Genomic DNA, 12,998 nt, shown 5'->3' with positions numbered 1-12,998 from the left:
GTGTGTCAAGCGTTTATTTTGAAGTTTTTCGTTTAACTTCAACCACTTGACTCGCTGCGATCTCTCGTCAGCGGGAGGCGAATTCTACAGCGTTTAAAGTCGCTGTCAACTGCCTTTTCACCGCTGCCGATCTTTCGATCGAAGCCCTTCCGGCACCACCTGAAACATTCAACTCTTTGATTCTCAAGGAGTTTTCCGTTTCGACTACGCCGGAAGTGGGGCGAATTATAGAGAGATAAAACGGGGCGTCAACCACTTATTCTGGCTTTTGATGCAGAAGCTGTTTTCCGGCCCGATAACCGCGGAATCCGCTGCGACAACAGCGGAATCCGCAAGACCAGGAGAAACACACCAATAGCTGCATAAATCGCCCACTCCTTGAGGTCTGCCCGCACCACCCAGAGAAAGTGCAGCAAGCCCAGGGCGAGAATCGCATAGACCAACTTGTGCAGCTTCTTCCAGCGAGCACCCAGGCGACGCTGGCTATATCGGTTGGACGTTACAGCCAGCGTCAGCAAACCGGTCAGCCCCAGAGCTCCGACGATGATGTAGGGTCGCTTGCTCAACTCCACGCCCAACTGCCCCCAGTCCAGCCCGAGGACGAAGACCATGTAGGCAGTCATGTGCATCACTATATAAGCAAAGCACCACAACCCCAGCTGCCGACGGGAGACGATCCACCCCGCCCAACCGGTCAGGCGCTGCAGGGGCGTCATGCTCAAGGTGATGAGCAGGAAGATCAGCCCACCCAATCCAAGGCGATCGACCAGGATCTTGCCCGGGTCCGGACCCAGTGCATTCATGGCTGCCTCATACAGCCACCATAGGGGCCAGATACTCGCCAGGACGAAGATGCCGAGACGAAACAATGGGTAGCGCATCAGTAGTTCTTCCGCAGATCAAGGCCGTTGTATAGCCCCGCCACTTCTTCGGCGTAGCCGTTGAACATCTGGGTCGGCCGCACGTTGGGGCTGAACAGGCCGCTGGGTAACCGCCGCTCACGCGCCTGGGTCCAACGCGGGTGGTCGACCTCGGGATTGACGTTGGCATAGAAGCCATACTCTTCCGGCGCAATCGACTGCCAGGTGGTGCGCGGCTGCTCGGCCACCAGGCTGATGCGCACGATCGACTTGATACTCTTGAAGCCGTACTTCCATGGCACCACCAGACGCAGCGGCGCACCGTTCTGGTTGGGCAGCTCTCGCCCGTACATCCCCACTGCCAGAATCGCCAGTGGGTTCATTGCCTCGTCCAGACGCAGCCCCTCTATATAGGGCCAGTCGATCAAGGCAAAGCTGGAGCGTTGCCCGGGCATGCTCTTTGGGTCCTGCAGGGTTTCGAACCGAATGAAGCGGGCCTTCGAGGTCGGCTCCACCTGCTTGAGTACGGCGGCCAGGGGAAATCCGAGCCAGGGGATGACCATCGACCAGGCCTCGACACAGCGCAATCGGTAGATGCGTTCCTCGAGCTGGTAGGGTTTGACGAAGTCCTCCAGCGCATAGCGCCCGGGCTTGCCCACCTCGCCGTCGACCACCACCGTCCAGGGCTCGGTCTTCAGGCTGCCGGCATTCGCCGCCGGATCCCCCTTGTCGGCGCCGAACTCATAGAAATTGTTGTAGTGGGTTGCATCCTTGAACGGCGTGATCGCCTCACCGGGCGCCGTAACGGCCTGCCAGCGGGTGCCCCCCAGCTTTTCAGCGAACCAGGCCGGACTGGCGCCCGCCTCGACATCCGCATAGCGCGACATTTCGGCCGCACTGGCCCAACGCGGCAAAGCCGATACCGCCAATGCGGCAGCAGAACCACCGAGCAATGCTCGACGCGAGAAGTAAAGGGATTGGGGGGTGACGTCCGATTCGTGGCAATCGGAGGCTTTGGACAGCTTGATAAGCATGGGGGCTCCGTAGAACTGGAGGACTGATGCACCAGTAGACTACGGAGCCTGAGTGAAATTACATCACTCGACGCTTTTCCGCCGCCGGATGCGCAGCAGGTACTGCACGGGGCCGGAAGCCGCATAGCCGAGGAACACCAGCAGCAGGATGCGTGGTGGATCACTGAAGACTACCGCGAACACCAGCACCACCGCGAGGATCGCTACGAACGGTACGCGGCCCTTGAGGTCCAGCTCCTTGAAGCTGTTGTACTTGATGTTGCTGACCATCAGCATGCCCGCCGCAGCCACCAGCAGTGCCACTAGGAACGACAGCTTGGAACCCTGGATGCCGTAGTCGCTGAAGGCCCAGACGGTACCGGCCACCACACCCGCCGCTGCCGGACTGGCCAGGCCGATGAAGTAGCGCTTGTCGGCCTTGCCGACCTGGGTGTTGAATCGCGCCAGACGCAAGGCGGCGCCAGCAACATAGATGAAGGCAACCATCCAGCCGACCTTGCCCATGTCACCCAGGGCCCAGCCGAAGGCCAGCAGCGCAGGGGCAACGCCGAAGGCGACCATGTCGGACAGTGAGTCGTACTCGGCACCGAAGGCGCTCTGGGTATTGGTCATTCGCGCCACACGGCCGTCGAGGCCGTCGAGAACCATGGCGACGAAAATGGCGATGGCGGCAATGGCGAAATACTTGCTCGCTTCGCGTGGATCGCCCGCATTCAATGCCGCCTGGGCACTCATGGAGTTGATGATGGAGTAGAAACCGGCGAACAGGTTCGCGGTGGTGAACAGGTTGGGCAGCAGATAAATGCCGCGATGCCGAACCTTGCGTCCTTCGGCGTCATGCCCTTCTTCAACATGCTCATCGATCGGTAGCAGGCTTTCGGCGTCAGAGACCTTGTTCGGCTCTTCGGGACGTTCGCTCATTGACATTACCTTGCAACGGTGTGGAAAAGATTCGACAGAGGTCTGCGACGTGGGTTCGCCGACAGACGATGAAGCTTTATACCAGAAGCTGACCGTCTAAACGAAAAAACCCTGTAGGAACGGACTTGTCCCACTCAAGTTAGTTGCTCTTGGAGTACAGCCACAAAAAAACGCGGCCGAGGCCGCGTTCTTTTATCGCATCAGGACCCAATCAGTTCTTGGTCTTGTCAACGATCTTGTTGGCTGCGATCCAAGGCATCATCGAGCGCAGTTGCTCGCCGATGACTTCGATGCCGTGAGCGGCGTTGTTACGACGCTTGGCGGTCATCGATGGGTAGCCGGTAGCACCTTCGCTGATGAACATCTTGGCGTACTCGCCGTCCTGGATGCGCTTCAGGGCGTTGCGCATGGCCTGGCGGGATTCGGCGTTGATGACTTCCGGGCCGGTCACGTACTCGCCGTATTCGGCGTTGTTGGAGATCGAGTAGTTCATGTTGGCGATACCGCCTTCGTACATGAGGTCAACGATCAGCTTCAGTTCGTGCAAGCACTCGAAGTAGGCCATTTCTGGCGCATAGCCAGCTTCGACCAGGGTTTCGAAACCGGCTTTGACCAGCTCGACGGTACCGCCGCACAGAACGGCCTGCTCACCGAACAGGTCGGTTTCGGTCTCGTCCTTGAAGGTGGTTTCGATGATGCCGGTACGGCCGCCGCCGACGCCGGCAGCGTAGGACAGGGCGACGTTCTTGGCGTTGCCCGAAGCGTCCTGGTAAACGGCGATCAGGTCAGGGATGCCGCCGCCTTTGACGAACTCGGAACGTACAGTGTGACCCGGCGCTTTTGGCGCGATCATGATCACGTCCAGGTCAGCGCGTGGCACAACCTGGTTGTAGTGGATAGCGAAGCCGTGGGAGAAGGCCAGGGTAGCGCCCTTCTTGATGTTCGGCTCGATTTCGTTCTTGTACAGCTGGCCTTGGAACTCGTCCGGGGTCAGGATCATGACCAGGTCGGCGGCAGCAACGGCAGAAGCCACGTCGGCCACTTTCAGGCCATGGGCTTCGGCTTTGGCAACGGTAGCCGAACCTTTACGCAGACCGACAGTGACATCCACACCGGAGTCTTTCAGGTTGCACGCCTGAGCGTGGCCCTGGGAGCCGTAACCGATGATGGCAACTTTCTTGCCCTGGATGATCGAAAGATCGCAGTCTTTGTCGTAGAAAACTTTCATGAACTTACCCCTGTTATCTCGGCCCGTTGGGGCCATCGCTAATTTTTTGATTTAGATGCTGAGTACTTTGTCGCCACGGGCAATGCCGGTGACGCCGCTGCGTACTGTTTCGAGAATGGACGCGGTTCCGATAGCCTGAATGAAGCTGTCAAGCTTGTCGCTGGCGCCAGTCAGCTGGACGGTATAGACGCTGCTGCTGACATCGACGATCTGCCCACGATAGATATCGGTGGTGCGTTTGATCTCGGCACGCTGTGCGCCCGTGGCCTTGACCTTCACCAGCATCAGTTCACGTTCGATGTGCGCGCTTTCCGAGAGGTCGACCAGCTTGACGACTTCAACCAGCTTGTTCAGGTTTTTGGTGATCTGCTCGATCACCTCATCATGACCGACCGTGGTCAACGTCAGACGCGACAGGGTCGGGTCTTCGGTCGGCGCTACGGTCAGGCTTTCGATGTTGTAGTTACGCTGCGAGAACAGACCAACCACGCGAGACAAGGCACCGGGTTCGTTTTCCAACAGCAGGGAAATAATGTGCCGCATGATTAGGTACGCTCCGTCTTGCTCAGCCACATGTCGCGCATGGAACCGTCTTTGATCTGCATCGGGTAGACGTGCTCGCTGTTGTCGACCTGGATATCGATGAACACCAGGCGGTCTTTCATGGCGAACGCTTCCTCGAGCTTGGGCTTGAGGTCCTTCAGGCTGGTGATGCGAATACCTACGTGACCATAGGCTTCGGCCAGCTTGACGAAGTCAGGCAGCGATTCCATATAGGAATGCGAGTGACGGCTGTTGTAGGACATGTCCTGCCACTGGCGGACCATACCCAATACACCGTTGTTCAGGTTGACGATCTTCACCGGCAGGTCGTACTGCAGGCAGGTCGACAGTTCCTGGATGTTCATCTGGATGCTGCCCTCACCGGTGACACAGGCAACGTCCTGGTCCGGGAAGTTCAGCTTGACGCCCATGGCCGCCGGGAAACCGAAGCCCATGGTGCCCAGGCCACCGGAGTTGATCCAGCGATTGGGCTTGTTGAAGCGGTAGTACTGCGCCGCGAACATCTGGTGCTGGCCGACATCGGAGGTGATGAAGGCGTCGCCCTTGGTAACTTCGCACAGGGTCTCGATCACGGTCTGTGGCTTGATCACGTTACCGTCGCCCTTGTCGTACGGGAACATGTCGCGACCACCGCGCCATTCTTCGATCTGCTTCCACCAGGCATCCATCGCCGCTTTTTCCGGCTGTTCGCCGATTTCGCGCAAGGTGGCGAGCATTTCGGTCAGGACACTGTCGACCGGACCTACGATCGGTACGTCGGCCTTGATGGTCTTGGAGATCGAGGCCGGGTCGATGTCGATGTGGATGACCTTGGCGTTCGGGCAGAACTTGGCCGGGCCGTTGACCACGCGATCATCAAAGCGCGCGCCGACAGCGAAGATCACATCGGCATGGTGCATGGCCAGGTTGGCAGTGTAGCTGCCATGCATGCCGAGCATGCCAAGGAACTGGCGGTCGGTGCCCGGATAGCCGCCCAGGCCCATCAGGGTGTTGGTGACCGGCAGGTTGAGCATCTGGGCGATTTCGGTCAGGGCTGCGGAGCCGCCGCCGAGGATCACACCACCACCGGCGTAGACGACTGGACGCTTGGCGGCCAGGAGCATTTCGGCAGCCTTGCGGATCTGGCCCGAGTGACCACGCACAGCCGGGCTGTAGGAACGCATCTTGACCTTTTTGGGGTAGACGTATTCGAACTTTTCCGCCGGGTTGGTCATGTCTTTCGGGATATCGACAACGACCGGGCCTGGACGGCCGGATTGCGCAAGATAGAAGGCTTTTTTCAGGACTTCCGGGATTTCCGACGCATGTTTGATCATGAAGCTGTGTTTCACGATCGGCCGGGAAATACCGATCATGTCGGTTTCCTGGAAGGCATCGGTACCGACCATGGTGCTGGGCACCTGACCGGAGAGAATGACCATTGGAATGGAGTCCATGTACGCGGTGGCAATACCGGTGATGGCATTGGTCGCGCCGGGACCTGAGGTCACCAGTACCACGCCGGCCTTGCCGGTGGCACGGGCGTAACCGTCAGCCATATGGGTAGCGGCCTGCTCGTGACGAACCAGGATGTGACTGACTTCCGGTTCCTTGAACAAGGCATCGTAAACATGAAGGAGAGCACCGCCAGGGTACCCGTAAATGTGCTTAACGCCTTCGTCACGCAAAAAGCGGACGACCATCTCAGCGCCAGATAAAAGCTCCACGTTGTTCACCTCTAAAACGCCAGAATACCGCCCACGGTGGACGGGTCTTAATAGGTTTACTGCCAAGCAGAGCATGAGCGATTGAATCGCCGACTACGTCAGCACTGACTGAGCAAGTATTGGGAGCGCCCCAGAGTGTTGCGGGGTTTTCCCACCCAGCGCGAGGTAACGCGTTGCGGGGTGTAACAGGTCGGCGCGGGTGTGCGCCTCATGATCTGCTTAGCGGGTCTGCTTCTGGCAGTCCCTCTACAGCGGAATCTGGATTCTTCTGATTCGGCGCGCACAAGTCAAGAGAAATTATTGCCAATTTCTCGCAAGGACGCCCCGCTGCCACCACGATTCCTGTAAGCAGCAGCAGAAAAACGAAGAATACAAACAAAAAGAGCCACAATCTGTGGCTCCAAGAGGGAAAAGAGGGAAATTCAGGCAGATGGACTGATCAATTGGTCAAACTCTGCTAGCAGCCTGCGTAGCTCGCGACTTTCCTCCGGGCGATCGACGTATACCGTTTCAGCCATGACCAGGATGCCGGAGGCATTGGGCAGCGGCAGGCCCTTCTCGAGAATCTCTTTCATCTTCGGCAGGAAGATCCACTGCAGCCACTGATCGAAATTCATGCTGTCGACGGCAAAGGGCACGGTGCTGGCCAGCGCTTCGGCACTGGGTGCCGTGTCGCTCCACCAGCCCTGCACGTGCAGCTCACGCTCGATCAGCAGCAAGTGATCGGCGATTTCCAGAATGCGCGGCTCCATCACAGGTTGACCTGGGCTTTCTGCCGCGCCAGCGCCGCACCGGCGGCGTCGCCTTGTTTGTCGCGGGCCTGGGCGATGATATTCCACAGGCCTGCCTGCAGGTCAGGACGGCCGTTGGCATAGGTCAGGGCGCGCCGGGCCAGCTGTTCGGACTGGGCGGCATCGCCCTGGGCCAGGCGCACCTGGGCCAGGCGGTAGAGGACCTGCGGCTCACGTGGGGCGATGCGCTGGGCACGCTCCAGGCTCGACGAGGCGCCGTTGTAATCGCCACTGCCCTGCTGTTGCTGGGCAGTGGTCAGCAGTGCCAGTACCGGGCCGTCGAGTTGCTCGTCGGCCGACAGGCCACCCGTGGCGGCCGCGCTGCGCGGGATGCCGGTAGGAGCGCTCGAGGTGCTGCTGGGCATAGTGTAATTGCCGTTGTTCACCGGATTTACCGGCGCACTTTCAAACGGTGCCGAGCTGGTCGGGCCCGGGGTGATCGGACCGGTGCTGATCGGCGCCGCGCCGGTCGAGGCCGGGAAGGTCTGGATCGGTGCCGCGCCCGCCCCTTGCGGGACCATCACGGTCACACCGGAGTCCTGGGGCACCGCCTGGGCCTGGCGTGTGCCGGTATTGACCGTAGCGCCGCGACTGGCCGTGACCCGCTCGCTATTGGACACGCGGGTACTCGAGTCGACCACAGGGATTGAGCCACGCTGTACGCTGGCGCAACCGTTGAGCAAAGCCAGTGCCGTCACGGCAGGAATCCACCACTTGTTCACTTCACACCCTCTTGCCTAGTGCTTAATTCATCCAGCCCCGGACCCAGTCCATCACGGACTCGGCGGGGTCCTGTGTGCCGCCACAGGCGGCGCCGGCAGGCGGTTCACTGCCTCGAATATACGGCATCTGCACCGCACCCGGGCAACTGCCGTCAGAGCCTTGCCCGGTGTGCGAATCGACCCAGGCCTGGACCACGTTGTCCGGCTGCGGCATATCCAGCGGCAGCGGGTCGGCCTTGCGCATGAAACTGGTCCATACCTGCAAGGCACCGGTGGCGCCGGTGAACGGCGTCTTGCCGTTGTCGTCACGGCCCAGCCAGACCACCGCCAGCAAATCCTGGCTGAAGCCGGCGAACCAGCTGTCACGGGAATCGTTACTGGTACCGGTCTTGCCCGCCAGGTTCAGGGAGCTCGGCAACACGCTGTAGACCGAACGCCCGGTACCCTCGCGCATGACCCGCTGCATGGCGTTCTGTACCAGATAGATGGCCCCCGGATCGAAGGTCTGCTGGATCTGGAACGGATAACGCTTGAGCGGCTCGCCCTCGGCGGTCAGCACACTGCGGATGCCGCGCATCGGCGTATTGAAGCCACCGTTGGCCAGGGTCTGGTACATGGTCGCCACTTGCATCGGCGACATCCCGCCAGCACCCAGCAGCATCGACGGGAACGCCGGCCAGTCGACATTCACACCCAGGCGTCCAATGGTTTTGATTACATTGGGCACGCCCAGTTCCAGGCCGAGCTTGGCCGTCGACAGGTTGTAGGAGTTGGCCAGGCCCTGGTACAGGTAAATGGTGCCGTGGGAGCGACGGTCGTAGTTCTGTGGCCGCCACACCTGGCCATCCCCCCCCTTGACCGCAAACGGCTCATCCTGCACCCAGCTGGTCAGGGTGTACTTGCTCGGTTTTTCCAGGGCGGTCAGGTAGACCGCTGGCTTGACCAGCGAGCCGATTGGCCGCACCGCATCGATGGCCCGGTTGAAACCGGCAAAGCCTGCCTGGCGACTGCCGATCAGCGCTTGCACTTCACCGGTCTCCGGGTTGGTGACCACCATCGCGGCCTCGACCTCATCGGCACCCTTGCGACCGCCCAGGCGCTTGAAGGTCTCGGCCATGGCCGATTCGGACTTCATCTGCAGGATCGGGTCGAAGCTGGTGAAGATGCGCAGGCCTTCTTCGGTCAAGTCTTCGTCGCGGTAGTCCTGGCGAAGCTGACGCTTGACCAGGTCGAGGAAGCCGGGGAACGAGCTGTCGGCCAGGCTGCCGCGCTTGGTCACGCCCAGTGGCATTTTCTTCGCCGCGGCGACCGCCTCCGGCGTGGCGACACCCTGCTCGGCCAGCAGGTCGAGCACCAGGTTACGCCGCACGGTGGCGCGCTCCGGGTAACGACGCGGGTTGTAGTAGGACGGCCCCTTGACCATGCCCACCAGCAAGGCCACCTGATGCAGTTTCAGTTCCGACAGCGGCTGGCTGAAGAAGAACTGGCTGGCCAGGCCGAAACCATGCACTGCACGCTGGCCATCCTGACCGACGAAGACTTCGTTGAGGTAGGCCTCGAGAATCTCGCGCTTGTCGTAATGCAGCTCCAGCAGCACCGCCATCATGGCTTCGGTGAGTTTGCGGCTGAGGCTGCGCTCGTTGGTCAGGTAGAAGTTCTTGACCAACTGCTGGGTCAGGGTACTGCCACCCTGGCGCATGGCGCCCGCGGAGGTGTTGACCCAGACCGCACGGGCGATGGACTTGGGCGATACGCCGAAGTGGTTATAGAAGTCGCGGTCTTCCACGGCAACCAGGGTTTCCAGCAGGTACGGCGGCACTTGGTCGAGCTTGATCAGGATGCGGTCTTCCAGGTTCTTGGGGTACAGGCCGCCGATCAGCAAGGGCTCCAGGCGCACCACATCGAGCTTGCCGCCATTGGCCCCACTCAGGCCCGCCACATAGTCGCCGGAGAAGCGCACTCGCACTGCCTGCGCCTGTTCCATGCCTTCATAGAACTGGAAACCACGGGTATTGAGGTCGACCGTGTTGCCATTGACCGAGGCCGCGCCCGGTCCATTGGCAACGCTTTCGCGGCGATAGCCCAGGGCATCGAGCTCGATCAGGAAGTCGTTCTTGCTCAGCTTCTGGCCGACGAACAGCTCCAGCGGCCGGGCATAGACCTTGGCCGGAATGGTCCAGCGCTTGCCGGAGAACTTCTCCTGGACCACGGCATCGAGGTAAATGGCGAAGCCGGCCAGCACCACCAGGCCGACCAGGCTGAGCTTGATGGCCCAGCCAAGCCAGGCGCCAGAGCGGCCGGACGGGCGTTTATTCGGGGTGCGGGGGGATCGGGTACGAGTCATGGCGGCGGATTATACGCACTTTATCGATCATCGACAGGCGCCCTCCGGCGGTTTGCAGCCGCGTCGCTTGCCGCCATAATGGCCGATTCGAAACCATGTCCCAGAAGGACCGCCCGTGAGCCAAGCCTTGATCACCGCGCTGCAGAACCCCGCCCTGTTCCCTCACCCGGTGAAGGCGTTTCAACTCATCGAGACGCATATCTCCTGGGTCCTGTTGACCGGCGAATTCGCCTACAAAATCAAGAAGCCGATGAACTTCGGCTTCCTCGACTTCACCGAACTGTCCCAGCGCGGGCACTTCTGCGCCGAAGAGCTGCGCTTGAACCAGCGCCTGACCGACGGTTTGTACCTGGAGGTACTGCCGATCACCGGTACTGCCCAAGCACCGCAACTGGGCGGCGACGGCGAGCCGATCGAGTACGCCCTGAAAATGCGCCAGTTCCCGCAGGACCAGATGCTCAGCACCCTGCAGGCCAACGGTGAACTGACCGCCGAGCATATCGACCAGATGGCCCGGCAGATCGCCGGCTTCCACGTGCAGGCGCCCAAGGTCCCGGCGCAAAACCCGCTGGGCAGCCCGGACAGCGTCATGGCGCCGGTGGAGCAGAACTTCGAGCAGATCCGCCCGTTCCTCTCCGACAAGGCCGACCTGCAGCAACTCGATGCCCTGCAAGCCTGGGCCCAGGACAGCTTCAAGCGCCTGCACGGCCTGCTCGAAGCCCGCAAGGCCGAAGGTTTCATCCGCGAGTGCCATGGTGACATCCACCTGGGCAACGCCACCCTGATCGATGGCAAGGTAGTGATCTTCGACTGCATCGAGTTCAACGAACCCTTCCGCATGACCGACGTCTATGCCGACGCCGCGTTCCTGGCCATGGACCTGGAAGACCGTGGCCTGAAGTCGCTGTCGCGCCGCTTCATCAGCCAGTACCTTGAACTGACCGGCGACTACGCGGGCCTGGAACTGCTGAACTTCTACAAAGCCTATCGTGCCCTGGTACGGGCCAAGGTCGCCCTGTTCAGCATGCCGGCCAACGCCGATGCCGTGCAGCGTGCTACTACCCTGCGCACCTACCGCAACTACGCCAACCTGGCCGAAAGCTACAGCGCTATCCCCTCACACTTCCTGGCCATTACCCATGGTGTGTCCGCCGTGGGCAAAAGCCATGTGGCCATGCGTCTGGTCGAAGCCCTGGGCGCCATCCGCCTGCGTTCGGACGTGGAGCGCAAGCGCCTGTTCGGTGAGCAACAAGCGGCCACAGCCGGTCAGCTGGAGCAAGGCATCTACACCCAGGACGCCAGCCAGGCCACCTATGCCCGCCTGCACGAACTGGCCGGGGTCATCCTGCGTGCCGGCTTCCCGGTGGTGATCGATGCCACCTACCTCAAGCAGGCCCAGCGCCAGGTCGCCGCCAGCATTGCCGGCGAGACGGGCGTGCCCTTCCTGATCCTCGACTGCAATGCCCCGGATGCTGTCATCGCCAGCTGGCTGGCGCAGCGTCAGGCCGACCAGACCGATCCGTCGGATGCGACCCTGGAAGTGGTCAAGGCCCAGCAAGCCAGCCGTGAGCCGCTCAGCGCCGAAGAGCTGCTGCAGAGCAAGCGGGTGGAAACCAACGAAAGTGGCAGCCTGGACCAATTGGTCGAGCAGATCCGCAAGCGCCTGCCGAAGCTCTGATTACCCCGGGACGTGAAGCAGTCGACACTTCTGGCCTGAACCCGGACGCCCCACCATGATGGCACTATAGTGTCATCATGGATCTCACAGGGAGGCGCCTTCATGAATCAGCCACGGCAACTGGACAGCGCCCTCTATGCGCTGGTGCATGACGAACAGATCGCCAGCTTCAACCGCGAACGGCCCAAGGACACTGTCATCGATTTTCGTGGCGGGGATTTTCGCGGCCTGGACCTGCGCAACCTGGACACCACTGGCATCGACTTCACCGGCGCCTACTTTCGCGCCGCCGACCTGCGTGGCCTGGACCTGCGTGACAATGGACTGGAAGGTGCGAGCCTGGCCCATGCCCAGATTTCCGGCACCTGGTTCCCCAGCGAGCTGAGCGCCGACGAGATCCTCATGTCGGTGAATTTCGGCACCCGGCTGCGCTATCGCACGCGCTGAGTCCCCTGACCCAAGCCCCGCCAGCCGGGGCCTGGCGGGTGGTTCGCGGCTACCCGTCGGCACCCGATGGCAAATCGCCGCGTATTTCCCAAGTGCCGCTACACTGCTCATTGACCTGCCAGCGATTCCTAACTCAGACCCGTTCAGCCGTCGCAAGGAGGCTTGATGAACGATGAACTTCAGCATCTGAAAAACCTTGGCAAGACTTCTGCGCAGTGGCTGCATGCGGTCGGCATCCACAGTGCGTCGGACCTGCGTCGACTGGGGGCCGTGAACGCCTACCAGGCGGTACGCACCCGGGGCTTCCGGGCCTCCAAGGTGCTGCTGTATGCCATCGAGGGCGCCCTGCTCGACATGCACTGGAATGACATCCCCCCTGAGCGCAAGGAAGCACTCAACCAGCAACTGGATGCCAAGACCCTGCGCAAAAATAATTGAAATTAGTGTGTCACGGTGATTGACACCGTAATGAGAATCGTTATGATTATCACAACTGGTCGCGAGACTGGTTGGATAAACTGAAAGCCCCTGGTTCGGACTCTCAGATTATCTCCTCATCAGGCTAATCACGGTTATTGACCCGGCTCTTTGCCGGGTCTTTTTTTGCCTGGCGTTTTTACCACCGGGTGGTATAAATCGCTCGACAGGGCGTTTGCGTCCCATTCGATTCCTGCTGCATTCGAACGTCGCACTGCTGCTGCGA

12 protein-coding genes are annotated in these 12,998 nt (G+C 60.8%); 3 read left to right on the top strand and 9 right to left on the bottom strand.

From position 1 onward, the window contains the following. Window positions 1–248 precede the first annotated feature (248 nt). From msrQ to mrcB, 9 genes are all read right to left on the bottom strand, one after another. Window positions 249–881, bottom strand: a complete 633-nt coding sequence (msrQ, locus tag ACIQUS_RS17750) for a protein-methionine-sulfoxide reductase heme-binding subunit MsrQ (protein ID WP_403048994.1) — start codon at window positions 879–881, stop codon at window positions 249–251. After that, the gene (gene msrP, locus ACIQUS_RS17745) at window positions 881–1,894 is read right to left on the bottom strand and encodes a protein-methionine-sulfoxide reductase catalytic subunit MsrP (RefSeq protein ID WP_403048991.1); all 1,014 of its coding nucleotides are present in this window, start codon (window positions 1,892–1,894) and stop codon (window positions 881–883) included. Before msrP ends, msrQ begins: the two co-directional genes overlap by 1 nt. A gap of 63 nt (window positions 1,895–1,957) precedes the next feature. Continuing rightward, window positions 1,958–2,815 carry a CDP-diacylglycerol--serine O-phosphatidyltransferase gene (gene pssA / locus ACIQUS_RS17740; protein WP_403048988.1) on the bottom strand — a complete coding sequence of 286 codons (858 nt, stop codon included), beginning with the start codon at window positions 2,813–2,815 and terminating at the stop codon, window positions 1,958–1,960. Window positions 2,816–3,026: 211 nt separating this feature from the next. Continuing rightward, window positions 3,027–4,043, bottom strand: a complete 1,017-nt coding sequence (gene ilvC, locus ACIQUS_RS17735; protein WP_403048985.1) for a ketol-acid reductoisomerase — start codon at window positions 4,041–4,043, stop codon at window positions 3,027–3,029. A 51-nt stretch (window positions 4,044–4,094) separates the two neighbouring features. Beyond that, window positions 4,095–4,586 (bottom strand): acetolactate synthase small subunit, encoded by a 492-nt coding sequence (gene ilvN / locus ACIQUS_RS17730; protein ID WP_028944490.1) that lies wholly within the window; start codon window positions 4,584–4,586, stop codon window positions 4,095–4,097. Window positions 4,587–4,588: 2 nt separating this feature from the next. Next, window positions 4,589–6,313, bottom strand: a complete 1,725-nt coding sequence (locus ACIQUS_RS17725; RefSeq protein WP_403048981.1) for an acetolactate synthase 3 large subunit — start codon at window positions 6,311–6,313, stop codon at window positions 4,589–4,591. A gap of 422 nt (window positions 6,314–6,735) precedes the next feature. Then, window positions 6,736–7,068, bottom strand: a complete 333-nt coding sequence (locus ACIQUS_RS17720) for a YqcC family protein (RefSeq protein ID WP_403048978.1) — start codon at window positions 7,066–7,068, stop codon at window positions 6,736–6,738. After that, entirely contained in the window at window positions 7,065–7,826 is a 762-nt protein-coding gene (locus ACIQUS_RS17715; protein WP_403048975.1) for a tetratricopeptide repeat protein, read from the bottom strand. Before ACIQUS_RS17715 ends, ACIQUS_RS17720 begins: the two co-directional genes overlap by 4 nt. 22 nt (window positions 7,827–7,848) lie before the next feature. Next, window positions 7,849–10,170, bottom strand: a complete 2,322-nt coding sequence (gene mrcB / locus ACIQUS_RS17710) for a penicillin-binding protein 1B (protein WP_403048972.1) — start codon at window positions 10,168–10,170, stop codon at window positions 7,849–7,851. A gap of 115 nt (window positions 10,171–10,285) precedes the next feature. Here mrcB and ACIQUS_RS17705 point away from each other — a divergent pair, with 115 nt between their 5' ends. From ACIQUS_RS17705 to ACIQUS_RS17695, 3 genes are all read left to right on the top strand, one after another. Further along, entirely contained in the window at window positions 10,286–11,848 is a 1,563-nt protein-coding gene (locus ACIQUS_RS17705) for an AAA family ATPase (protein WP_403048969.1), read from the top strand. 102 nt (window positions 11,849–11,950) lie between these two features. Further along, the gene (locus ACIQUS_RS17700; protein WP_403048966.1) at window positions 11,951–12,295 is read left to right on the top strand and encodes a pentapeptide repeat-containing protein; all 345 of its coding nucleotides are present in this window, start codon (window positions 11,951–11,953) and stop codon (window positions 12,293–12,295) included. Between the two features lie 165 nt (window positions 12,296–12,460). After that, complete coding sequence (locus ACIQUS_RS17695) at window positions 12,461–12,733, top strand: TfoX/Sxy family protein (RefSeq protein ID WP_128322987.1); 273 nt, start codon at window positions 12,461–12,463, stop codon at window positions 12,731–12,733. Window positions 12,734–12,998 lie beyond the last annotated feature (265 nt).

It is taken from the genome of Pseudomonas sp. NPDC090755 (assembly GCF_044769005.1).
In the GTDB taxonomy this organism is placed as follows: Bacteria; Pseudomonadota; Gammaproteobacteria; order Pseudomonadales; family Pseudomonadaceae; genus Aquipseudomonas.
The sequence above is the reverse complement of the archived record's forward strand: the minus strand, read 5'-3'. Positions and strand labels throughout refer to the sequence as shown.

Bases quoted from the DNA above. Each gene is read 5' to 3' on its own strand.
- msrQ (WP_403048994.1), bottom strand. From the start codon at position 881: ATGCGCTACCCATTGTTTCGTCTCGGCATCTTCGTCCTGGCGAGTATC.
- ACIQUS_RS17695 (WP_128322987.1), top strand. From the start codon at position 12,461: ATGAACGATGAACTTCAGCATCTGAAAAACCTTGGCAAGACTTCTGCG.
- mrcB (WP_403048972.1), bottom strand. From the start codon at position 10,170: ATGACTCGTACCCGATCCCCCCGCACCCCGAATAAACGCCCGTCCGGC.
- ilvN (WP_028944490.1), bottom strand. From the start codon at position 4,586: ATGCGGCACATTATTTCCCTGCTGTTGGAAAACGAACCCGGTGCCTTG.
- pssA (WP_403048988.1), bottom strand. From the start codon at position 2,815: ATGAGCGAACGTCCCGAAGAGCCGAACAAGGTCTCTGACGCCGAAAGC.
- ilvC (WP_403048985.1), bottom strand. From the start codon at position 4,043: ATGAAAGTTTTCTACGACAAAGACTGCGATCTTTCGATCATCCAGGGC.
- ACIQUS_RS17700 (WP_403048966.1), top strand. From the start codon at position 11,951: ATGAATCAGCCACGGCAACTGGACAGCGCCCTCTATGCGCTGGTGCAT.
- msrP (WP_403048991.1), bottom strand. From the start codon at position 1,894: ATGCTTATCAAGCTGTCCAAAGCCTCCGATTGCCACGAATCGGACGTC.